Origin of the sequence: Baekduia sp., from assembly GCF_035685985.1 — a bacterium.
In the GTDB taxonomy this organism is placed as follows: domain Bacteria; phylum Actinomycetota; class Thermoleophilia; order Solirubrobacterales; family Solirubrobacteraceae; genus Baekduia.
Genome location: NZ_DASRZV010000030.1, coordinates 67,407 through 89,767 on the forward strand (window position 1 = coordinate 67,407; position 22,361 = coordinate 89,767).

22 protein-coding genes are annotated in these 22,361 nt (G+C 71.5%); 19 read left to right on the forward strand and 3 right to left on the reverse strand.

The window, feature by feature from the left end; translation table 11 throughout:
- Nucleotides 1-4: 4 nt before the first annotated feature.
- The 8 genes from hisIE to trpB all read left to right on the forward strand — a co-directional run bounded on the left by hisIE (nucleotide 5) and on the right by trpB (nucleotide 7,855).
- Nucleotides 5-598 carry a bifunctional phosphoribosyl-AMP cyclohydrolase/phosphoribosyl-ATP diphosphatase HisIE gene (hisIE, locus tag VFG42_RS20625; protein ID WP_324910685.1) on the forward strand — a complete coding sequence of 198 codons (594 nt, stop codon included), beginning with the start codon at nucleotides 5-7 and terminating at the stop codon, nucleotides 596-598.
- A complete protein-coding gene (locus VFG42_RS20630) occupies nucleotides 582-2,051 on the forward strand; it encodes an anthranilate synthase component I family protein (RefSeq protein ID WP_324910686.1) in 1,470 nt (489 codons plus the stop codon). Before hisIE ends, VFG42_RS20630 begins: the two co-directional genes overlap by 17 nt.
- A complete protein-coding gene (locus VFG42_RS20635; protein ID WP_324910687.1) occupies nucleotides 2,048-2,623 on the forward strand; it encodes an aminodeoxychorismate/anthranilate synthase component II in 576 nt (191 codons plus the stop codon). Before VFG42_RS20630 ends, VFG42_RS20635 begins: the two co-directional genes overlap by 4 nt.
- A gap of 39 nt (nucleotides 2,624-2,662) precedes the next feature.
- On the forward strand, nucleotides 2,663-3,700 hold the full coding sequence (gene trpD, locus VFG42_RS20640; RefSeq protein WP_324910688.1) for an anthranilate phosphoribosyltransferase: 1,038 nt from the start codon (nucleotides 2,663-2,665) through the stop codon (nucleotides 3,698-3,700).
- Nucleotides 3,701-3,740: 40 nt separating this feature from the next.
- Complete coding sequence (gene trpC / locus VFG42_RS20645; RefSeq protein WP_324910689.1) at nucleotides 3,741-4,547, forward strand: indole-3-glycerol phosphate synthase TrpC; 807 nt, start codon at nucleotides 3,741-3,743, stop codon at nucleotides 4,545-4,547.
- A 104-nt stretch (nucleotides 4,548-4,651) separates the two neighbouring features.
- On the forward strand, nucleotides 4,652-5,881 hold the full coding sequence (locus VFG42_RS20650; RefSeq protein WP_324910690.1) for a S1C family serine protease: 1,230 nt from the start codon (nucleotides 4,652-4,654) through the stop codon (nucleotides 5,879-5,881).
- A gap of 85 nt (nucleotides 5,882-5,966) precedes the next feature.
- Nucleotides 5,967-6,656, forward strand: coding sequence for a phosphoribosylanthranilate isomerase (locus VFG42_RS20655; protein ID WP_324910691.1), 690 nt, complete (start codon nucleotides 5,967-5,969; stop codon nucleotides 6,654-6,656).
- Nucleotides 6,653-7,855: a tryptophan synthase subunit beta gene (trpB, locus tag VFG42_RS20660; RefSeq protein WP_324910692.1), complete on the forward strand. Its 1,203-nt coding sequence runs from the start codon at nucleotides 6,653-6,655 to the stop codon at nucleotides 7,853-7,855. The genes VFG42_RS20655 and trpB overlap by 4 nt, the downstream gene beginning before the upstream one ends.
- Nucleotides 7,856-7,871: 16 nt before the next feature.
- Here the strand turns inward: trpB and VFG42_RS20665 are convergent, their stop codons facing one another.
- Entirely contained in the window at nucleotides 7,872-9,068 is a 1,197-nt protein-coding gene (locus tag VFG42_RS20665) for a lysylphosphatidylglycerol synthase transmembrane domain-containing protein (RefSeq protein WP_324910693.1), read from the reverse strand.
- Between the two features lie 48 nt (nucleotides 9,069-9,116).
- Between VFG42_RS20665 and trpA the strand changes: the two genes are divergently transcribed.
- The 9 genes from trpA to VFG42_RS20710 all read left to right on the forward strand — a co-directional run bounded on the left by trpA (nucleotide 9,117) and on the right by VFG42_RS20710 (nucleotide 16,668).
- Entirely contained in the window at nucleotides 9,117-9,905 is a 789-nt protein-coding gene (trpA, locus tag VFG42_RS20670; protein WP_324910694.1) for a tryptophan synthase subunit alpha, read from the forward strand.
- 6 nt (nucleotides 9,906-9,911) lie between these two features.
- A complete protein-coding gene (locus VFG42_RS20675; protein WP_324910695.1) occupies nucleotides 9,912-10,844 on the forward strand; it encodes a hypothetical protein in 933 nt (310 codons plus the stop codon).
- Nucleotides 10,845-10,865: 21 nt separating this feature from the next.
- Entirely contained in the window at nucleotides 10,866-11,033 is a 168-nt protein-coding gene (locus VFG42_RS20680; protein ID WP_324910696.1) for a hypothetical protein, read from the forward strand.
- A 211-nt stretch (nucleotides 11,034-11,244) separates the two neighbouring features.
- Nucleotides 11,245-12,471 (forward strand): branched-chain amino acid ABC transporter substrate-binding protein, encoded by a 1,227-nt coding sequence (locus tag VFG42_RS20685; RefSeq protein WP_324910716.1) that lies wholly within the window; start codon nucleotides 11,245-11,247, stop codon nucleotides 12,469-12,471.
- A 75-nt stretch (nucleotides 12,472-12,546) separates the two neighbouring features.
- The gene (locus tag VFG42_RS20690; RefSeq protein WP_324910697.1) at nucleotides 12,547-13,605 is read left to right on the forward strand and encodes a branched-chain amino acid ABC transporter permease; all 1,059 of its coding nucleotides are present in this window, start codon (nucleotides 12,547-12,549) and stop codon (nucleotides 13,603-13,605) included.
- On the forward strand, nucleotides 13,602-14,822 hold the full coding sequence (locus VFG42_RS20695) for a branched-chain amino acid ABC transporter permease (protein ID WP_324910698.1): 1,221 nt from the start codon (nucleotides 13,602-13,604) through the stop codon (nucleotides 14,820-14,822). The genes VFG42_RS20690 and VFG42_RS20695 overlap by 4 nt, the downstream gene beginning before the upstream one ends.
- Nucleotides 14,819-15,634 (forward strand): ABC transporter ATP-binding protein, encoded by an 816-nt coding sequence (locus tag VFG42_RS20700; protein WP_324910699.1) that lies wholly within the window; start codon nucleotides 14,819-14,821, stop codon nucleotides 15,632-15,634. The genes VFG42_RS20695 and VFG42_RS20700 overlap by 4 nt, the downstream gene beginning before the upstream one ends.
- The gene (locus tag VFG42_RS20705) at nucleotides 15,634-16,404 is read left to right on the forward strand and encodes an ABC transporter ATP-binding protein (RefSeq protein WP_324910700.1); all 771 of its coding nucleotides are present in this window, start codon (nucleotides 15,634-15,636) and stop codon (nucleotides 16,402-16,404) included. Before VFG42_RS20700 ends, VFG42_RS20705 begins: the two co-directional genes overlap by 1 nt.
- A gap of 3 nt (nucleotides 16,405-16,407) precedes the next feature.
- Nucleotides 16,408-16,668 (forward strand): hypothetical protein, encoded by a 261-nt coding sequence (locus VFG42_RS20710; protein ID WP_324910701.1) that lies wholly within the window; start codon nucleotides 16,408-16,410, stop codon nucleotides 16,666-16,668.
- A gap of 24 nt (nucleotides 16,669-16,692) precedes the next feature.
- Here the strand turns inward: VFG42_RS20710 and VFG42_RS20715 are convergent, their stop codons facing one another.
- The gene (locus VFG42_RS20715; RefSeq protein ID WP_324910702.1) at nucleotides 16,693-17,601 is read right to left on the reverse strand and encodes a TIGR01777 family oxidoreductase; all 909 of its coding nucleotides are present in this window, start codon (nucleotides 17,599-17,601) and stop codon (nucleotides 16,693-16,695) included.
- Between the two features lie 85 nt (nucleotides 17,602-17,686).
- On the reverse strand, nucleotides 17,687-19,153 hold the full coding sequence (locus VFG42_RS20720; RefSeq protein WP_324910703.1) for an NAD-dependent malic enzyme: 1,467 nt from the start codon (nucleotides 19,151-19,153) through the stop codon (nucleotides 17,687-17,689).
- Between the two features lie 115 nt (nucleotides 19,154-19,268).
- Between VFG42_RS20720 and VFG42_RS20725 the strand changes: the two genes are divergently transcribed.
- Nucleotides 19,269-19,712 carry a hypothetical protein gene (locus tag VFG42_RS20725; RefSeq protein WP_324910704.1) on the forward strand — a complete coding sequence of 148 codons (444 nt, stop codon included), beginning with the start codon at nucleotides 19,269-19,271 and terminating at the stop codon, nucleotides 19,710-19,712.
- A gap of 33 nt (nucleotides 19,713-19,745) precedes the next feature.
- Complete coding sequence (gene polA, locus VFG42_RS20730) at nucleotides 19,746-22,358, forward strand: DNA polymerase I (protein ID WP_324910705.1); 2,613 nt, start codon at nucleotides 19,746-19,748, stop codon at nucleotides 22,356-22,358.
- The last annotated feature ends 3 nt before the right edge of the window (nucleotides 22,359-22,361 follow it).

Genomic DNA, 22,361 nt, shown 5'->3' on the forward strand with positions numbered 1-22,361 from the left:
CTCTGTGGAGATCAACTACGACGCGAACGGGCTCGTCCCCGTCGTCATCCAGGACTGGCGCTCGGGCGAGGTCCTGACGCTGGCCTACGCCAACGCCGAGGCCGTCGCCAAGACGCGCGAGACCGGCGAGCTCCACCTCTGGTCGCGCTCGCGCGGCGAGCTCTGGCACAAGGGCGCGACGTCCGGCAACACGCAGGCGGTCAAGGCGCTGCGGCTGGACTGCGACGGCGACGCGCTGCTGGCGCTCGTCGAGCCCGCGGGCCCCGCGTGCCACACCGGCGAGCGCACGTGCTTCTTCACCGGTGACATGGATCCGGCGCCCCACGAGGTCCTGCCCGCGCTGGAGCGCACGCTCGTCGCCCGCCAGGCCGAGCGGCCCGCGGGCTCCTACACCGTCGAGCTGCTGGACGACCCGGCCCACATCGGCGAGAAGGTCGAGGAGGAGGCCGAGGAGGTCGCCCGCGCCGCGCGCGAGGAGACCGACGACCGCGTCGACAACGAGGCGGCCGACGTCCTCTACCACCTGCTCGTCCTGCTGCGCTCCCGCGACCGGTCCCTCAGCGACGCGACCGAGGTGCTCCGTGAGCGCGCTCGCTGAGTCGGCCACCGACGGGCTCGACCTCGAGCCCTCGCTGGAGGAGATCCGCGCGCTCGCGCGCGACCACGACCTCGTCCCGCTGCGCCACACGTTCATCGACGACTGCGAGACGCCGGTCTCCGCGTTCCTGAAGCTGCGCGGCGCGGCGGCCAAGGCCGAGCATCCGTCGTTCCTGCTGGAGTCCGCCGAGCAGGGCACGCAGGTCGGGCGCTACTCGTTCATCGGCGTGCGCCCGCGCGGGCTGGTGCGCTGGTCGCTGGGCGACGACGGCGACCCCTACGCCTTGGCCCAGCAGGCGGCGGCGTCCTCGCAGGCGAGCTTCGACGACGCGCCGCCGTTCACCGGCGGGGCGGTCGGCTTCTTCGGCTATGACCTCGTCCGCACGGTCGAGACGACGCTCGGCGAGCCCAACCCGGACGTGCTCGGGCTGCCGGATATGGCGCTGATGCTCTCCGACGCGCTCGTGGTCTTCGACCACCTCAAGCACACGCTGACGATCCTCGTCAACGTCACTGCCGACGACGTGGACGCCTCCTACGCCGAGGCGGTCGAGACGATCGCGGAGATCCGCCGCGCGCTCGACGGCCCCGTCCCGAAGGCCGACCGCGACGGCGCGCCGCGCCCGGTGCCGGAGTTCACCTCCAACATGGAGCGCGAGCGGTTCGAGGGCATGGTCTCGCGGATCGTCGAGTACGTGCACGCGGGCGACGCCTTCCAGGTCGTCCCCTCGCAGCGCTGGAGCGCCCCGCTGGGCGGGATCGACCCGTTCTCCGTCTACCGTGGGCTGCGGGTCGTCAACCCGTCGCCCTACATGTACTTCCTGGACTTCCTCGACTTCCAGATCGCGGGCGCCTCGCCCGAGCCGCTGCTGACGGTGTCCGGCCGCCGGGCGTCCACACGGCCGATCGCGGGCACGCGCCCGCGCGACGCCGACCCGGCCGAGCTGCTGGCCGACGAGAAGGAGCGCGCCGAGCACGTGATGCTCGTCGACCTCGGCCGCAACGACCTCGGGCGCGTGTGCGAGTACGGGTCGGTCGAGGTCGACACGCTGATGGCGATCGAGCAGTACTCGCACGTCATGCACATCGTCTCGTCGGTGTCGGGCACGCTGCGCGCGGACATCGGCCCGATGGACGCGCTGCGGTCGATCCTGCCGGCCGGCACCCTCTCGGGCGCCCCGAAGGTGCGCGCGATGGAGATCATCGACGAGCTGGAGTCCGTCAAGCGCGGCGGCTACGGCGGCGCGATCGGCTACCTCAGCTACTCCGGCGACCTCGACACCTGCATCCACATCCGCACCGTGGTCATCAAGGACGACACCGCACACGTGCAGGCCGGCGGCGGCACCGTGGCCGACGCCAAGCCCGAGTACGAGTACGAGGAGTCGGTCAACAAGTCCAAGGCGGTCAAGAACGCCGTGGCCCTGGCCGCGCGCCAGCGGGGGTGGGCATGATGTCCGTGAACGTCCTGATGGTGGACAACTACGACTCGTTCACCTACAATCTCGTCCAGTACCTGGGCGAGCTGGGCGCCGAGATCGACGTCGTGCGCAACGACGTGGCGACCGTCGACGAGCTGCTGGAGCGCAAGCCGGACCGCGTCGTCGTCTCGCCCGGCCCGTGCACGCCCGCCGACGCGGGGATCTCGATCGAGGCGATGCGGCGCTTCCCGGAGGCGGGCGTCAAGACGCTGGGCGTCTGCCTGGGCCACCAGTCGCTGGCCGAGGCCTTCGGCGGCACGGTCCTGCGCCACGAGCCGATCCACGGCAAGACCACCAAGATCGAGCACGACGGCGAGGGCGTCTACCGCGGGCTGCGCGGGCCGCTGACCGTCGGCCGCTACCACTCGCTGGTGGTCTCCGAGGAGGACCTGCCCGACGCGTTCGTGGTCACCGCGCGCGGCGGCGGCGTCCTGATGGGCCTGCGCCACCGCGAGCTGCCGGTCGAGGGCGTGCAGTTCCATCCGGAGTCGGTCCTGACCGATCGCGGCAAGGACATGCTGCGCAACTTCCTGTCCGACGGCTGAGGGACGTCGCGGCCATCGCGTAGGCTGTCCGCCTTTCACATGCCCAACGACGTCCTCACCGCGGCGATCGACCTGCTGGCCGACGGCCGCGACCTCACCCAGGAGCAGGCCGGCGACGTGCTGGCCGAGATCATGGCCGGCAACGGCTCGGTCCCCCAGATCGCGGGCTTCCTGATCGCGCTGCGCACGAAGGGGGAGACCGTCGACGAGATCGCGGGCCTGGCCCAGACGATGCGCGCGATGGCGACGCCGGTGCCGACGTCGCGCCACGACCTGCTCGACACCGCGGGCACCGGCGGCGGGCGGCACACGTTCAACGTCTCGACCACGGCGGCGCTGGTCGCCGCGGCCGCGGGGGCGGCGGTCGCCAAGCACGGCAACCGCTCGGCGACGCGGGCCTCGGGCTCCGCCGACGTCCTGGAGGCGCTCGGCGTCCGGATCGACCTGACGCCGGCGGCGGTCGCCGACTGCATCGACCGCGTCGGCTTCGGCTTCATGTTCGCGCCCGCGCACCACGCGGCGACGCGCTACGTCATCCCGGCGCGCGCCGAGCTGGCGGTCCGCACGATCTTCAACTTCCTCGGCCCGCTGACCAACCCCGCCGGCGCGCGGCGGCAGGTCGTCGGCGTGTCGGACCCGCGCTACCTGGAGGCGCTCGCGGGCGCCCTGGCGCGCCTGGGCTGCGATCGCGCGTTGGTAGTCTCGTCGGCGGATGGCCTGGACGAGATGAGCACGTCCGCCCCCACGCACGTCGTGGAGGTCAACGGCGACGAGCTGCGCCGCTACGACGTCAGCGCCGCCGACGTCGGCCTTCCGGAGAGCGCGCCCGAGGCGATCTCCGGCGGCGACCCGACGGCCAACGCCGCCGTCACCCGCGCGGTCTTCGGCGGGGCGAGCGGGCCCGACACCGACCTGGTGCTGCTGAACGCCGGCGCCGCCATCTACGCCGCGGGCCGCGCCGACGACCTGAAGGCCGGCGTCGAGCTGGCCCGCGAGACGATCGCGTCGGGCGCCGCCGCCCGCACGCTCGACGAGTACATCCGCGTCACCGGGGAATTGGCACCGATCACCGCATGAGCAAGGCCCGACTACGTCGAGCTCGAAAGAGCAACCACAAGTGAGCAACGTGCTGGAGCGCATCGTCGACGTCACGCGCGACGAGGTCCGCCGACGTCGCAGGGAGACGCCGCTGTCCGAGCTGGAGTCCCGGCTGGGCCCGCACCGCGAGGGGCGCCCGTTCGCCGAGGCGCTCGTGCGTCCCGGCGTCTCGGTCATCGCCGAGCACAAGCGGCGCTCGCCCTCGGCGGGCGAGATCCGCGCGGGCGCGACCGTCACCGAGATCGCCCAGGCCTACGAGCGCGGCGGTGCCGCCGCCCTGTCGGTCCTGACCGAGGGCCCGCACTTCGGCGGGACGCTCGGCGACCTCGAGGAGGCGCGCGGCGCGGTCGAGCTGCCGATCCTGCGCAAGGACTTCGTCGTCGACGGCTACCAGATCACCGAGGCCGCGGTGGCGGGCGCCGACGCGATCCTGCTGATCGTCGCCGCGCTGGAGCCCAAGGAGCTCGCGGCGCTGCACGCCGAGGCCGTGGGCCTGGACCTGGACGTGATCGTCGAGGTCCACGACGAGGAGGAGCTGGAGTCCGCGCTGGAGGTCGTCGACGCGGACGTCATCGGCATCAACAACCGCAACCTGGTGGACTTCACGGTGGACGTGGAGCGCACCTACGAGCTGTTGTCCGACGTGCCGGCCGGCAAGACGGTGGTGTCGGAGTCCGGCTTCCACACGCGCGAGCAGATCGAGGAGCTGGAGCGCGTGGGCGTCGACGCCGTCCTGATCGGCGAGACGCTGATGCGCGCGGCCGACCCGGAGATCGCGCTGCGCGACCTCACCGGTCACGGCGAGGGCGCCGAAGAGGCCCTCTGAGCCAGGTGGCACTGGCCGTCCGTCCAGGGCGCGCCCGGCGCTTTAGCAATCTTTAGATCGACTTCAGCGTCGCTTCAGCGACCGTCAGGAATCTCTGCTCCTTCATGTCCTCGTCTTCCGCGTCCAAGTCCATCGTCGTGCCCGTCGTCCTCGCCGCCCTCCTGGGCGGCGGTGTGGCCGCGGGGCTCACCACCGTGCTCAACGACGGCGGCGGCGAGACACACACGACGACGGTGATCCGCCAGCCGGCGATCGCCGCGCAGGGCGCCAACGGCAACCGCACCAACGCGGCCGAGGGCCTGACGGCGGCCGACATCTACCAGCGCTACGCGCCGGGCGTCGTCTACATCACGTCGGAGATCATCCAGCAGACCAACAACCCGTTCGACTTCGGGTTCGGCGGCGCGCAGAAGAGCGAGGCGACGGGCTCCGGCTTCGTCATCGACGCCTCCGGCGACATCCTCACCAACAACCACGTCATCGACGGCGCGACGCCGAACTCGATCTCGGTCCAGTTCGCGGACAAGAAGTCGGTCAAGGCCAGGGTCGTCGGCACCGACCCGTCGACCGACCTGGCGCTGCTGAAGGTCGACCCCGAGGGGCTGGACCTCAAGGCGCTGCCGCTGGGCTCGTCCAAGGACGTCAAGGTCGGCGACCCGACGATCGCGATCGGCAACCCGTTCGGCCTGGACCGGACGCTGACGACCGGCGTGGTCTCGGCGCTGCAGCGGCAGATCTCCGCGCCCAACGGGTGGGCGATCAAGGACGTCATCCAGACCGACGCCGCGATCAACCCGGGCAACTCGGGCGGGCCGCTGATCGACGCCGCGGGCCGCGTGATCGGCATCAACTCGCAGATCGAGACCGGCGGCGCCGGCTCGGAGGGCAGCGTCGGCATCGGCTTCGCGGTCCCGATCGACACGGCCAAGAACATCCTCAACCAGCTCAAGGCGGGCGAGACCGTCCAGCGGGCCTACCTCGGCGTGACGTCGCTGACCGTCGACGGCCAGCTCGACGCGCTGGACCTGCCGGTCAACCACGGCGCGCTGGTGCAGACCGTCGAGTCCGGCTCGCCGGCCGAGCAGGCCGGGCTGAGGGCCGGGAACCTGCAGGCCCAGCTGTCCGGGCAGGGCGACAACGGCACGGTCGTGCTCGGCGGCGACATCATCACCAAGGTCGACGGCAAGGAGATCAAGTCCTCCGACGAGCTGTCGCAGCTGGTGTCGTCGCACAAGCCGGGCGACAAGATCAAGCTCGAGGTCGTCCGCAAGAAGGCGACCAAGACCGTCACCGTGACGCTCGGCAAGCGGCCGTCGTCGCTGCAGACCGGCTGAGGGCGGAACGCTCGCCCGGAGGGCGAGGTTCCGGGCGCCACGCTCGCCAGGGGCTCCCTTCGCGCGGCCTCCTAAACTTCGCGGCGTGAGCGCACCGAGGATCAAGTTCTGTGGCATGACGCGGATGGAGGACGCCGAGCTGGCGGTCTCCCTGGACGCGTGGGCGATCGGGATGATCCTGTGGCCGGGCTCCAAGCGCGCCGCGGACCCGGCCGTCGCCGAGGCGATCGCGCGCAACCTGCGCCGCAAGGTCGAGGTCGTGGGCGTGTTCGTGAACCAGTCCTTGGACGAGGTCGCGTCGCTGGCCGACGTCATCGGGTTGACGGTCGTCCAGCTGCACGGCGACGAGGGGCCGTCCTACGCCAACGAGGTCGCCCGGCGCACCGGCGCGAAGGTCATCAAGGCGCAGCCGGTGCGGCTGGCGTCCGACGTCGTGGCCGTGCAGGCGTTCCACACCGACTTCCACCTGCTGGACACGCACCGAGCGGGCGTGCGCGGCGGGACGGGGGAGACGTTCGAGTGGTCGATGCTGTCCCGGCGCCGCTCCGAGGTCCCGCTGATCCTCGCGGGCGGCCTGACGCCGGACAACGTGGTGGCGGCGATCGAGGCAGTCGACCCGTGGGGCGTGGACGTCGCCAGCGGCGTCGAGTCCGCGCCGGGGATCAAGGACCACGAGAAGATGAAGGCCTTCGCCGAGGCGGTGCGGTCGACCGCGCCACTCGTGCCCACGCCGACGCCTCCGGGCCGCGGCGCGCCGGTGAGGCCGGCGGCATGAGCGCCCTCGGCGGCGGGACCGGCCTGGAGGTCCGCTTCGGGCCCTACGGCGGGCAGTACGTGCCCGAGACGCTGATGCCCGCGCTGGGCGAGCTGGAGCGCACGTGGCTGGACGCGTGGGGCGATCCCGCGTTCCGGACCGAGTTGAAGGACTTGCAGCGCGACTACGTCGGGCGGCCGTCGCCGCTGTACCTGGCGCCGCGGCTGAGCGAGCTCGCGGGGCGCGCGATCTACCTCAAGCGCGAGGACCTCAACCACACCGGCGCGCACAAGATCAACAACGCCTTGGGCCAGGCGCTGCTGGCCAAGCGCATGGGCAAACCGCGCGTGGTGGCCGAGACCGGCGCGGGCTCCCACGGCACCGCGACCGCGACGGCCTGCGCGCTGCTGGGCCTGGAGTGCGTGGTCTACATGGGCGAGGTCGACATCGAGCGCCAGAAGCCCAACGTGGAGCGCATGCAGCTCCTGGGGGCGACGGTCGTGCCGGTGTCGGCGGGCTCGCGCACGCTGAAGGAGGCGACGTCCGAGGCGATCCGGGACTGGGTCGCGCGCGTCGCCGACACGCACTACGTGCTCGGGACGGTCGCCGGCCCGGCGCCGTATCCGGCGATCGTGCGCGAGCTGCAGCGGATCATCGGCGAGGAGGCGCGCGAGCAGCTGCTGGAGAAGGAGGGCCGCCTGCCCGACCGCGTGCTCGCCTGCGTCGGCGGCGGGTCCAACGCGATGGGGATCTTCGCGGCGTTCGTGCCGGACTCCGGCGTCGAGCTGGTCGGCGTGGAAGCCGGCGGCGAGGGCCTGAACGCCCGCCACGGCGCGCCGCTGACCGCCGGCGGGCGGCCGGGCGTGCTGCACGGGTCGCTGAGCGCCGTGCTGCAGGACGACGACGGGCAGGTCCTGGAGGCCTACTCGATCTCGGCGGGCCTCGACTACCCGGGCTCCGGGCCCGAGCACGCCTGGCTGCGCGACACGGGCCGCGCGCGCTACGTGGCGGTGACCGACGACCAGGCGGTTCGGGCCTTCAAGGAGGTCACGCGGCTGGAGGGCATCATCCCGGCGCTGGAGACCTCGCACGCGTTGTACTACGCCTTGCACGAGCCCTCGGAGTCCCAGCTGGACGTGATCAACCTCTCGGGGCGCGGCGACAAGGACCTCGCGCAGATCATCGCGCGGTACGGGACGGGCGCGCCGGACGCGGTGTGAGGCGGGGCCAGGGGTCTCAGCGACCCGGATCGTCGCGCGGCGAGGAGCTGGGCACCGAACGGCCCTCCGCGTCGCGCGGCTCCCCCGACGAGCCCGGCGTCTCCGGCGTCGTCCCCAACGTCCCCGGCGTCCGCGGCGAACCGTCGCCGCCGCCCTCGTCCTCGTCCTCGTCCACGACGTCCGCGCCCTCCGCCGCGCGCCGCAGCGTCGCCAGCGCCAGGACGCCCGGGAGCGCCGGCAGCCACACCGAGATCGCCCGGTAGGCCAGGACCGCCACCAGGGCGGCGCTCGCGGGCATGTCGAACGCCGCGCAGGCGCCGAGCATGCCGCCCTCGACGCCGCCCACGCCGCCGGGCAGCGGCAGCAGGTTGCCGAGCATCCCCAGCAGGTAGGCCATGACCAGCTCGGTGACGATCGGGTGGTAGCCGAAGGCCCAGAAGCACGCCCACAGCGTCGCGACGTCGAAGACCCACCACATCACGGTGCCCCACAGGCCGGGCTCGCGACGGCGGATCAGCTCGACGGTGAACTGCGTCCCGTCGGCCAGCGCCTGCGGCGCCGCCAGCAGCCTCCGGCGCCACTGCGGGCCGGTGTCCAGGCGCTTGGCGATCCAGTCCGGCGCCTGGATCAACACCATGAACGCGGCGACGGCCAACGCGGCGATCACCGCGGGCACGGCGGACAGCAGCGGGTCGGCCCCCGAGACCGCCAGCGCGGTCCCGACCAGGATCACCATCGCCATGAAGACGCCGTAGGTGGCCACGAGGTGCTGGCTGACCTGCTTGGCCGCCTGCCGGTTGCCGTGTCCGGCGCGGGACAGCGCCCACGTCGTCACCGCGATGCCGCCCGCGCCGCCCGCGGCGACCAGCCGCGTCGCGGCCGTCGCCGCCAGCGTGATCAGCGTCGAGCGCTTGACGCCCAGCACGACGCCGTCCACGGCGCTGACCGCGGCCATGTTCCACGCGTAGCCCAGGTACGACATCGCTTCGAGGCCGACGGCCGCCGCCAGCCAGTACGGGGATCCGTCCCGAATCCGGTTCCACGTGTCCTCGATGCCCGCCAGGTGCGGGACCAGCAGGTAGACGACGAGGATCGCGACGCCGGTCGCCCCGAACCAGAGCAGCGCCCGCCGCCCCGTGGGTCCGGGGAGGGGCAGCGCGTCGCGAACGCGGCGCAGTCCGGTGGTCTCGTTGTCGTCGGGATCGGAGGTCACGACCGCAGCGAGCATAGGACGCGGCCGGGTCGTAGGCTTGCCCGCGACATGGATGGACCCGCGCGCATCGCCAAAGCCTTCGCCGACGCCAAGGGCCGGGCGGCCCTCATGCCCTACCTGATGGGCGGCTTTCCGGACGTCCCGACCTCGCTGGCGATCGGCGAGGCCTACGTCGACGGCGGCGCCGACCTGATCGAGCTGGGCGTCCCGTTCTCCGACCCGCTCGCCGACGGCCCGGTGATCCACGCCGCCGGGACCCAGGCCCTGGAGCACGGCACCACGGTCGACGACGTCCTGACCGTCTGCGCCCAGCTGTCCCGGCGCGTCCCGGTCATCATGATGTTGTACGCGAACCTCGTGCTCGCGCGCGGCGCCGACGTCTTCGCCCGCAAGCTCGCCGACGCCGGCGCCTCCGGGCTGATCGTCCCCGACCTCCCGCTGGAGGAGTCCGACGAGGTCCTGGCCGCCTGCGACGCCGCCGGCCTCGCGCTCGTCCCGCTCGTCGCGCCGACCACGCCCGACGACCGCATGGCCCGCATCGGCGCCCGCGCCCGCGGCTTCGTCTACACCGTCTCGGTCGTCGGCACGACCGGCGAGCGCGCCGCGCTGTCGGAGACCTTCGGCACGCTGGTCGCCCGCGCCAAGGCCGCGACCGACGTCCCCGTCGCGCTCGGCTTCGGCATCGGCAACCCCGAGCAGGCCGCGCAGGCCGCGGCCTCCGGCGCCGACGGCGTCATCGTCGGCAGCCGGCTCGTCCGCGCCGCCGCCGAGTCCGACGACCCGCCCGCCGCCGTCCGCGCGCTCGTCGAGGGGTTCTCCGCCGCGCTCGTGGCCTGAGCGGCCATGGCGGTCCTGCACGTCACCAACGGCACGGAGGCGGCGCGGGACCTGAAGACCCTCGGCCAGGAGGTCCTGACCTGGGACGACGTCCTGCACGAGGGCCCGGTCCTCCCCCAACCGCCCGCGGCGCTGCGCGAGACCCGCGCCCGCTTCCTGGCCGACGCCGGCCTGGCGTCGTCCTTCACGGAGACGCGCGCCCGCCTCGCCGCGCGCGACGCCCGGCTGGACGCCGTCGACTTCTCCACCAAGCTGGTCCTCTGGTTCGAGGACGACCTCTACGACCAGCTCCAGCTCGTCCAGATCCTCGACCGCCTGGCGACGGGGGAGGGCGCGCTGCGCCGCTCGCGCCCGCTCGGCCCGGTCCAGCTCGTCCACCTGCCGCGCGGCCCGCGCACGTTCCTGCGCGACCGCCTCGCCCGCGCCGGCTCGCTGGGCGCCGACGACCACGCGACCGCCGCACGCGCCTGGGCCGCCGTCACCGCGCCCGACCCGCGCGCCGTCCAGGACGCCTCCCAGCGCCTGACCGAGCGACCGCCGGCCAACCTGCCGCACCTCGCCGCCGCGCTGCACCGCCTGCTGGAGGAGCATCCCGCCACCACCGACGGCCTCAGCCGGACCGAGCGCCAGATCCTCGAGGCGCTGCAGGGCGGCCCGCTGCACCCGCGGGCGCTGTTCACCGCGGTCGGCGCGCGCGAGGAGCGGCCGTTCTTCGGCGACTCGACGCTCTGGTGGCGCGCGGGCCGCCTCGCGCCCCGGCTGCTGACGATCGGCGCCGACGGCACCTACGCGCTGGCCGGCGACGGCCGCGCGGTCCTCGCGGGGGAGGCCGACGCCGCCGCGCTGCTCGCTCCGCTGGACCGCTGGGTCGGCGGCGTCCACCATCGGACAACGCCCGCCGCGCGCTACGACCCGGCCACACGTCATCTCGCGGCCTAGAGAGATAACATCCGCGCCGACATGGGACTCGCGTACGCCATCACCGGTTCGCTGTGCCTCTGGCTCACCCTGTGGGCCTTGGGCGCCAAGGCGCTGGACAGCTTCCTGCTCGCCGGGCTGCTGATGATCATCGCGATCACGGTTCACACGCTGTCGAAGTACAACCCCTCCAAGCGCCACCGCGGCTAGCGCGGGGCCGCCGCCCGCGGGCGGCGTGCCGGAAACCGGTGGTGCTCATATGGTGGTCAACCAACATCTCCACGTTGTGGTGTGCGGGGGTGACCATTGCGCGGCGTCATGAGTCCTGTTTAGACTCGCCCTTCTCCGGAATCGATCCCTTGAGGAGGGGACCACGTTGCGCGTACGTCATCTGGCAGCAGGCAGCTGCCTGCTGGCCGCGTTGTCCTTCGGAGTCGCCGCGTGCGGCAGCTCCGATGACGACAACGCCGGAGGTGGGTCGTCCACGTCGAGCTCGGGGAGCTCGTCGGGCGCCACCAACCTGACCATCTACTCGAGTCTCCCGCTCCAGGGCGATTCTCGTCCGCAGTCCATGTCCGTCAACGATGGCGAGCAGCTCGCGCTCGAGAAGGCCGGCAACAAGGCCGGCAAGTTCACCATCACGTTCAAGAAGCTGGACGACGCCACCGCGGCGGCCGGCAAGTGGGAGCCGGGCGCCACGTCGTCGGACGCCCGCAAGGCCGCGCAGGACAAGTCCACGATCGCCTACATCGGCGAGTTCAACTCCGGCGCGACCGCCATCTCGCTCCCGATCCTCAACGAGGCCGGGATCCTGCAGGTGTCGCCGTCCAACACGGCCGTCGGCCTGACGCGCTCCCAGGGTGCCGACAAGGGCGAGCCGGACAAGTACTACCCGACGGGCAAGCGGACGTTCGGCCGCGTCGTCCCGGCGGACCACATCCAGGCCGCCGCCCAGGTGACCTACCAGAAGGACAACGGCTGCAGCAAGCTGTACATCCTGAACGACAAGGAGGTCTACGGGAAGGGCCTCGCCGACCAGGTCGTGCCGATCGCCAAGGCCCAGGGCCTGACGGTCCTCGGCAACGACGGCATCGACCCGAAGGCCGCGAACTACCGCGCGCTGGCCCAGTCGATCAAGTCCAAGGGCGCCGACTGCATCTTCTTCGGCGGCATCACGCAGAACAACGCGGTGCAGCTGTGGAAGGACCTCAACGCCACGATGCCGAGCGCCAAGCTGTTCGGCCCCGACGGCGTCGCGGAGTCGCCCTTCACGACGAAGATCGGCTCCAAGGCCGAGAAGCAGACGTACATCACCAACCCGACCCTCGATCCGAAGCTCTACCCCGCGGCGGGGCAGGACTTCTTCAAGGACTACAAGGCGAAGTACGGCACGGATCCCGAGGCGTACGCGATCTACGGGTACGAGGCGATGAGCGTCGTGCTCGAGGCGATCAAGAACGCCGGGGACAAGGGCAACGACCGCCAGGCGGTCATCGACGCCTTCTACAAGATCAAGAACCGTGAGTCGGTGCTGGGCACGTACTCGATCGACCAGAACGGCGACACGACGCTGTCGGACTACGGCGGAGACACCGTCAAGAACGGCAAGCTCGTGTTCAACAAGGTGATCAAGGCCAAGACCTCCTGAGGCCTCGCGGAGTCCGCCGGTCGGGGCGTGACGCCCCGACCGGCGGGGCCGCCGCCTTCCGAGGAGCCCCACACCATGGAAGCCGCATCCATCACCGAGACCGCCTCCGCGCCGCCTCCGGCGCGCAAGGTGGGCGACATCCTCAACGCCTACGCGTTGCCGCTGCTGCTGTTCGGCGCGCTGGTGGCGCAGTTCATCTACGAGCCCACCGCGACGCTCGACAACGTCAAGACCGGCCTCTCCAACGGCATGGTCTGGGCGCTGATCGCGCTGGGGTACACGCTGGTCTACGGCATCGTCGAGCTGATCAACTTCGCCCACGGCGAGGTGTTCATGATCGGCGCGTTCGTGTCGCTGTCGCTGTGGCAGACCTTCGGCGTCACCGCCGACACGGGCCTGGCGCTGATCGTCGTCTCGATCGTCGTCTTCCTCCTGCTCGCGATGACCGCGAGCGCGACGCTCAACGTGCTGATCGAGCGCGCGGCCTACCGGCCGCTCAGAGGCGCGCCGAAGCTCGCGCCGCTGATCACCGCGATCGGCATGAGCTTCATCCTGCAGAACGTGGGCCTGCTGTGGCGCCCGACGCCCGACCAGGTGCCGGACCTCATCGGCTCCCACTCCAAGTACTTCACGGTCTTCGACGTCGACATCCTGCACTCCGACGTCTTCGCGGTGATCATCACGGTCCCGCTGCTGGTCGCGCTGCTGTGGTTCGTGAACACGACCAAGCACGGCAAGGCGATGCGCGCCACCGCGCAGGATCCGGACGCGGCCCGCCTGATGGGCATCAACGTGGACCGGACGATCAGCCTGACCTTCCTGCTCGGCGGCGCGATGGCCGGCGCGGCGGGCCTGATCTACGCGCTCTACAACCTGACCGTCCGCTTCAACATGGGCTTCACGGCCGGGCTGATCGCCTTCACGGCGGCGGTCATGGGCGGCATCGGCAACCTCAAGGGCGCGGTGGCGGGCGGCCTCATCATCGGCGTGATCCAGGCCGTCTCCGACGGCGGCAACTTCCTCGGCCTGCCGCTCGGCGAGGAGTGGACGCCCGCCGTGGTGTTCGGGATCCTGATCCTGGTGATGGTCTTCCGTCCCCAGGGCCTCTTCGGCGAGGAGACGCGAGAGGGATGACCGACCTGCGCACCCGTTGGGGCTCCTTCACGCGGGTCCTTCCGCCGACCGCGTGGATGCTCGCGGCGCTCGTGGCCGCGATCGCCTTCCCGCTGCTGATCGGCTCGGGCGATCTGCTCGACGCGTCGATCCAGACGCTGGCCTACGTGATCATGGCGCTGGGCCTGAACATCGTGGTCGGCTTCGCCGGCCTGCTCGACCTCGGCTACGTCGCGTTCTACGCGATCGGCGCCTTCGTCATCGGCTGGTTCGGCAGCCAGCAGTTCCCGAACGTCAACGGCGGCAAGGGCATCCACATCCTGGTGTCGGACCGCTCGACGTTCCAGCCCAAGCTCGACGGCGGCAGGCTGGACATCGCGGGGATCCACATCAACTTCTTCATCGTGATCTTCATCGCGATGGCGATCACGGCGCTGTGGGGCGTGCTGCTCGGCGCGCCGACGCTGCGCCTGCGCGGCGACTACCTGGCCATCGTCACGCTGGCCTTCGGCGAGATCGTGCCGCGCATCTTCGAGAACTCGACGAGCGGCCTGTTCGGCATCGGCTCGACCGACTTCTCGCACGGCCGCCAGGGCATCACGCCGATCGACACCATCAACCTGCCCTGGTCGCACGACATCCTCTACACGGACCAGAACCTCAAACCCGCGTACTGGGTGGCGCTCGGCATGGTCGTGTTCACGGTCTTCGTGAACCGCCGGCTGCGCGACTCGCGCCTGGGCCGCGCGTGGATCGCGGTGCGCGAGGACGAGGTCGCCGCCGCGTCGATGGGCGTCAACCTCGTGCGGACCAAGCTGTGGGCCTACGCGATCGGCGCCGCGTTCGGCGGCTTCGCGGGCGTGTTCTTGGGCTCCTACAACAACACGGTCAACGTCGACCAGTTCGAGTTCGGCTTCTCCGTGTTCATCCTGGCGATGGTCATCGTCGGCGGCATGGGCAACATCTGGGGCGTGATCGTCGGCGCCGTCGCGCTGTCGATGATGAACCGCTACGGCCTGCCGCAGCTGAACAACCTGTCCGGCCCGCTCGGGTTCGACGTGACGTCGATCTCGTTCGGCATCTTCGGGTTCTTCCTGCTGGTGATGATGGTGCTGCGGCCCGAGGGCCTGATCCCGTCCGGTCGAAGGCGGCTGGAGCTGCACGAGTCCGAGATCGAGGGCGCGGAAGAGGCCGCGGCCGTCGGCGACATGTCCCAGATGTACGAGGTGCGACAGTGAGCGATCAGATCACCGCGGTCGACAAGGTCGCCGTCGACGTCGCGCCGGAGGACGTCCTGCTGGACGCCGCCGGCATCTCGAAGGTGTTCGGCGGCCTGGTGGCGGTCAACGACGTCAACTTCGTCGTGCCGCACAAGGCCATCGTGTCGCTCATCGGCCCCAACGGGGCGGGGAAGACCACGTTCTTCAACTGCCTGACGGGCCTGTACCGGCCGACGACCGGCCGCGTCAGCTTCGACGGCGTCGACATCACCGCCAAGCGGCCGGACATCGTCACCCGCGCCGGCGTCGCGCGCACGTTCCAGAACATCAAGCTGTTCCGGACGATGACCGCGACCGAGAACGTCCAGGTCGGCATGCACCCGCGGCTCCGCGCCCGGGTGACCGGGATGGTCCTGCGCACGCCGTTCGTGCGCCGGGAGGAGAAGGCCGGCCGCGAGCGCGCGCGGGAGCTGCTGGAGCTCGTCGGGCTCAAGCGCAAGGACGAGCTGGCCATGAACCTGCCCTACGGCGACCAGCGGCGGCTGGAGATCGCCCGCGCGCTGGCGTCCGAGCCCAAGCTGTTGCTGTTGGACGAGCCGACGGCGGGCATGAACGCCAAGGAGTCCGAGGAGCTGCGCCGGCTGATGGAGAAGCTGCGCACCGAGCAGGACATCTCGATCCTGCTGATCGAGCACGACATGAAGGTCATCATGAACGTGAGCGACCACATCACCGTGCTCGACCACGGCGAGAAGATCGCGGAGGGCACGCCGCAAGAGGTGCGCGAGAACCCGCGGGTGATCGAGGCCTACCTCGGGAGCCAGGCCTGATGAGCACGACACCGCAAGCGCCCGCTACCACGCCCGGCATCGACGGCGACGGCAAGACCAAGCCGGTCCTGCGGGTCGAGGACATCCAGACCTACTACGGCGCGATCCAGGCGCTGAAGGGGATCTCGCTGGAGGTCTACGAGGGCGAGGTCGTCACGCTGATCGGCTCCAACGGCGCCGGGAAGACCACCACCTTGCGCTCGATCTCGGGGATCGTGCCGCCGCGCACCGGCAAGATCGTCTACCAGGGCCGGGACATCACCGGCCTGCCCGGCCATCAGGTCGCGGCGATGGGGATCGCGCACTCGCCGGAGGGCCGGCGGATCTTCCCGCGCATGAGCGTGCGCGAGAACCTCGACATGGGGGCCTTCACGCGCCGCGACGCCGACGGGATCCGCGCCGACATCGAGCGCGTCTTCGAGCTGTTCCCGCGCCTGAAGGAGCGCGAGAAGCAGAAGGCGGGGACGATGTCCGGCGGCGAGCAGCAGATGCTCGCGATGGGCCGCGCGCTGATGGCGCAGCCCACGCTGCTGCTGCTGGACGAGCCGTCGCTGGGCCTCGCGCCGGTGATCGTGGACAAGATCTACGAGATCATCCGGGAGATCAACGAGCAGGGCGTGACGATTCTGCTCGTGGAGCAGAACGCCAACTACGCCCTCGACGTCTCCTCGCGCGGCTACGTGCTGGAGACCGGGTCGGTGGCGCTGACCGACAGCTCGTCGGCGCTGCGCACCGACGACCGCGTCAAGGCCGCGTACCTGGGAGCCTGAGCCATGACCATCGCCTTGATCACCGCCGCCTTCGGCTCCAAGGCCTTCTGGCTGCTCTACCTCTGGCTCGCCTCCGCCTGGGGCGCGTCCGAGCTGTCCAAGCGGAAGGGCTACGGCGAGAAGTGGGGCCTGGGCTGCGGCCTGATCCTCTCGGCCATCGGCGTGGTCATCTGGCTGATCGTGCCGCCCAAGCCCGATTCGCCGTGGATGCAGAAGCGCCGGCGTGACGCGGCGAACGAGGGCGAGGAGCCCACGTCGGTCTGAACGCGGCGCCCCGGGCCGCGGCGGTCACCTCAGCGCGTCGGCCAGCGCGGCGTCCAGGTCCGCGTGGGCGAACGCGAAGCCCTGCGCGAGCGGGCGCTCGGGCACGGCGCGTTGGCCTTCGGTGACGATCTCGGCCATGTCGCCGTAGAGCAGGCGGATCGCGAAGGCCGGGACGGGCGCGAAGGCGGGGCGGCGCAGCGCGCGGCCGAGCGCCTTGCTGAAGGCCTTGTTGGTGACGGGCTCGGGCGCCGCGCCGTTGTAGGCGCCGGACCACGAGGCGTCGGTCAGCGCGCGGAGGTAGAGGCCGACGAGGTCGTCGACGTGGATCCACGGCAGGTACTGGTCGCCGCCGGCGACCGGGCCGCCGACGCCGAGGCGGAACGGCGGGAGCATCGTCTTCAGCGCGCCGCCGGACCGGTCGAGCACGACGCCGGTGCGGATCTTCGCGACGCGCAGGCCGTGGGCGGCGGCCGCGTCGGCCTCGCGCTCCCAGGCCACGCAGACCTCCGCCAGGAAGTCCGAGCCGGGCGGCGCCGACTCGGGGACGCGCTCGTCGCCGTGCTTGCCGTAGTAGCCGACGGCGCTGGAGCTGACGAGCGCCCGCGGGCGCCGCGCGTCGTCGAGCGCGGCCAGGCCGGCGACGAGGTTGCGCGTCCCGGTCTCGCGGCTCTCGCGGATGCGCCGCTTGACGTCGGCGTTCCAGCGCTGGGCGACCGGCTCGCCCGCCAGGTGCACCACCGCGTCGCGGCCCGCCAGCGCCTCGGCGGGCGCGGGGCCCGACAGCGGATCCCAGGCGACGGCGGCCACGCCCAACGAGGCCTGCGCCTTCTCGGGCGAGCGCGACAGCACGGTGACGTCCTCGCCGTGGTCGCGCAGCGCGAGGACGAGCTTGCGGCCGACGAGGCCGGTGGCGCCGGTGACGGTGACGTTCATCTCCATCACCTACGGCCCGCGGCCGCGCAGCGATCAGTTGCGCAGCTGCTCGATGTCCATCGCGGCGGAAGCTGGGCTTCGCGTGTCAGTTGCGCAGTTGCTCGATGTCCATCGCGGCGAAGCCGATCGTGTCCCCGGCGCGGTCCTCGCCGGCGCGGCGCGCCTCGGCGGACACCGCCTCGGCGACCGCGGGCGCCACGTCGCGGTTGAACACCGACGGGATGATGTAGTCCTCGCGCAGCTCGGACTCGGGGACGATGTCGGCGATCGCGCGGGCGGCGGCCATCTTCATCGGCTCGGTGATCTGCGGCGCGCGCACGTCCAGCGCGCCGCGGAAGATGCCCGGGAACGCGAGCACGTTGTTGATCTGGTTGGGGTAGTCGCTGCGGCCGGTCGCGACGATCCGCGCGTAGGGCGCGGCCTCCTCGGGGGAGACCTCGGGCGTCGGGTTGGCCATCGCGAAGACCATGGCGTCGCTGTTCATCCGCGCCAGCGCGTCGGCGGGGAAGACCTTGGCGCCCGACAGGCCGATCAGCAGGTCGATGCCGTCGATGACCGTCGCGGGCGTGCCGCCGAGGCGGTCCGGGTTCGTCGACTCCGCGTACCAGCGCTTGATCGGCGGCATCGAGCCGTCCTGGTAGTCGCCGCGGTCGACGCTCAGCACGCCGCGCGAGTCGGCGCCGATGATGTGGCGGACGCCGGCCTCCATGAGGATCTTGGTGACCGCGACCCCCGCGGCGCCGAGGCCGATGATCAGCACGCGCAGGTCGGCCAGCGACTTGCCGGTCAGCTTGCAGGCGTTGATCAGCGCGGCCATCGTGACGATCGCGGTGCCGTGCTGGTCGTCGTGGAAGACCGGGATGTCGAGCTCGGCCTTCAGCCGGTCCTCGATCTCGAAGCAGCGCGGGGCGGAGATGTCCTCCAGGTTGATCCCGCCGAAGGTCGGCGCCATCGCCCTGACGATCGAGACGATCTCGTCGGGGTCCTTGGTGTTCAGGCAGATCGGGAACGCGTCGACGTTGGCGAACTCCTTGAAGAGCATCGCCTTGCCCTCCATGACCGGCATGGCGGCCTCCGGGCCGATGTCACCGAGGCCGAGGACCGCGGTGCCGTCGGAGACGACGGCCACCGTGTTGCGCTTGATCGTGTACTGGAACGCCTTGTCGCGGTCCTCGTGGATCGCGGTGCACACGCGCGCGACGCCCGGCGTGTAGGCCATCGAGAGGTCCGCGCGCGTCTTCAGCGGCGACTTGTTGGCCTGCTCGATCTTGCCGCCGATGTGCAGCAGGAACGTGCGGTCGGTCGTGTCGACGACGGTCACGCCGTCGATCGCGTCCAGCGCGGCCGTGATCACGTCCCAGTGCTCGGCGCCGGTCGCGTCGACCGTGATGTCGCGCAGCAGCACGTCCTCCTTGACCTCGACCAGGTCGATCGACCCGATCGACCCGCCCGCCGTGCCGATCGCGCTCGTTACCAGCCCGAGCATCCCGGGCCGGTCGGCGATCTCGACGCGGATCGTGAGGCTGTACTGGGCGGACGGGGAGGACGACATCGGGACCGCACAATACGACGGAATCCGCCGCCACGACGGCCAGGGAGGCTGCGTACTTGTATGGCAGCTGGGCCGGGCGTCCTGGACGACCGCGACGGCGTCTACGCTCGCTCCGGTGAGGAGGCTCCACCGGACATGCGCGCTCGTGCCGATCGCGCTCGCCACGACGCTCGCCCCGGCCGCGCAGGTCCAGCCCGCGCACGCCGAGCCCGCGCGGCCGGCCAGCGCGGCGGCGACCGCGCGCGCCGCACGCGGCTGCTGCTCCGACGCCGAGGCGGCCGCGCCGACGGCGGCGGTCGTCCTCGGCTCCTCGCTCGCCCTGGCCCGCGTCGGGCCCGACGGCCGCCGGACCACGGCCGACGCGCGGATGGCCTCGGACCTCTGGCGACACGCGGTCCCGACCCTGGCGACGCTGCCCGACGGGACGATCGCCGTCCCGCCCCGGCGCGTCGACCCGGCGGCCTGCCCCGTGGGCTTCGGCGTCGCGGGCGACACGGTCGCCTGGGCCGACGTTCCGCCGGTCGGTCTCCCGCAGGTCCGCGTCGCTCCGCTGCCTTAGCTCGCCGCCCGCGCGACGATAGGGTCACAGTCGATGTCCTCCAATGGCCACGACGAGCTCTACCTGATCGACGGCAGCTCCCTCGCGTACCGGGCGTTCTTCGCGTTGCCCGAGTCGATCGCGACCTCCACGGGCATGCCGACCAACGCGATCTTCGGGTTCGCCTCCATGTTGGTGAAGCTGCTGACCGAGCACGGCCAGAAGCCGACGATCGTGGTCTGGGACGCCGGCCACTCGGGGCGCAAGGACGTCAGCGCCGACTACAAGTCCACGCGCCAGTCGCGCCCGGACCTGCTGCGCGAGCAGTGGCCGCACCTCGCGCCGCTGGTCGAGGCGTTCGGCTACAAGAACGTGTCGGTCGACGGCTACGAGGCCGACGACGTCATCGCCTCGATCGCCGAGAAGGCGCGCGCGCAGGACGTGCCGGTGGTGATCGTCACCGGCGACCGCGACATCTTCCAGCTGATCGACCCGGACTCGAAGGTCCGCGTGATGGCGACCGGCCGCGGGATCACCGACACCAAGCTGTATGACTACCAGGCGGTCATCGACCGCTACGGCCTGCCGCCCGAGAAGATCCCCGACTTCTACGGCCTGAAGGGCGACACGTCGGACAACATCCCCGGCGTCCCGGGCATCGGCGACAAGACGGCCGCGCAGCTGCTCGACAAGTTCAAGGACCTCGAGACGGTCCTGGCGTCGGTCGACCAGATCTCCGGCGCCAAGCGCAAGGAGAACCTGACCAACCACGCCGACGACGCGCGGCTGTCCAAGCAGTTGGCCACCATCATGCGCGACGTCCCGGTCGACGTCGACCCGGCCGCCGAGGCCGCCCGCGAGCCCGACCGCTCCCGGCTGCGCGACGTCTTCCGCCAGTTCGAGCTGCGCGCCCCGCTCGCGCGCCTGGAGGAGGCGCTGGCCGCCGACGACGTCGCCGGCGTCCCGTCCTCGATCCCGGTCGAGGCCGCCACGGTCCGCGTGCGCGCGCGGGAGGGCACGCCCGCCGAGGTCCGCGCGCTGGGCGGCGGCGGGGCCGACCAGGAGATCGCGATCGCGTTCGTCGCGCCCGAGCCCGCCGAGGGCCAGCTGCTGGCCGAGGAGCCCAACTGGCGGTTCGGCGCGATCGTGGGGGAGGAGGCCATCTTCGGCACGGTCGCCGACCCGGCCGAGCTGGTCGCCGCGCTCGGCGACCGCCCGGTCGTCGCCCACGACGCCAAGGCGTGGGGGTCGATCCCGGCCAACCTCACGCACGACACGCTGCTGGCCGCCTACCTGCTGGAGCCCGCGCGCCGCGGCTTCCCGTTCGCCGAGATCTGCGAGGAGCGCGGGCTGAAGGCCGACGACGGCACGCCCGCGCTGGCCGCCGACGCCGCGCTCATCCAGGCGCTCACCGCCTGGCAGCGCGAGCAGCTCGACGACCGCGGCCTCACCGGGCTGATGGACGAGGTCGAGCTGCCGCTGGTCCCGGTGCTGCGCGACATGGAGCTGGCGGGCGTCCGGCTGAACAAGGAGCGCCTGGCGGGCATCCGGACGCGGGTCGTGGACGAGATCGCCGACCTGCAGCGCGACATCTTCGCGCTGGCCGACGAGGAGTTCACGATCGGCTCGCCCCAGCAGCTCGGCGCGATCCTGTTCGACAAGCTGAAGCTGTCGCGCAAGCGCCGCGGCAAGACCGGCTTCTCGACCGACGCGCGCGTCCTGCAGGCGATCCGCGACGAGCATCCGATCGTCCCCAAGATCGAGCGCTGGCGTGAGCTCAACCAGCTCATGAAGACCTACCTCGACGTCCTGCCGTCGCTGACCGACGACGAGGCGCGGATCCACACCACGTTCGTGCAGGCCGCGGCCACGACCGGCCGCCTGGCGTCGATCAACCCCAACCTGCAGAACGTCCCGGTCCGCACCGAGCTGGGCCGCGAGATCCGCGGCTGCTTCGAGGCGGCGCCCGGCAACGTGCTGGTCAGCGTCGACTACTCCCAGGTCGAGCTGCGCGTGATGGCCTTCATCGCCGACGAGGCGGTGCTCAAGGAGATCTTCGTCAAGGGCGAGGACGTCCACACCGCGACCGCGTCGCAGGTCTTCGGCAAGCCGCCGGAGGAGCTGACGCCGATGGACCGCTCCAAGTCCAAGATGATCAACTACGGCATCGTGTACGGGTTGAGCGACTACGGCTTGGCCGACCGCCTCAACATCGCGCGCGAGGAGGCCAAGTCGTTCATCGACGCCTACCTGGAGCGCTTCGCGCGCGTGCACGCGTTCATGACGACGACGATCGAGGAGGCCAAGGAGCGCGGATACGTCACGACGCTCTTCGGCCGCCGCCGCCAGATCCCCGAGCTGCGGGCGCGCAACTACCAGGTGCGCACGCTCGGCGAGCGCCTGGCGGTCAACACGGTCATCCAGGGCACGGCGGCCGACGTCATGAAGCTAGCGATGATCGGCGCGCACAACGCGCTGAAGGCGTCCGGGCTGAAGACGCGGATGATCCTCACGATCCACGACGAGCTGCTGTTCGAGGGCCCGCCCGAGGAGGCCGAGCAGGTCAAGGCGCTGGCCGAGCGCGAGATGCTCGCGCCGTGGGGCGACCGCACGCCGCCGCTGGCCGTCGAGGGCGGCGTGGGGATCACCTGGCTGGAGGCGAAGTAGCGC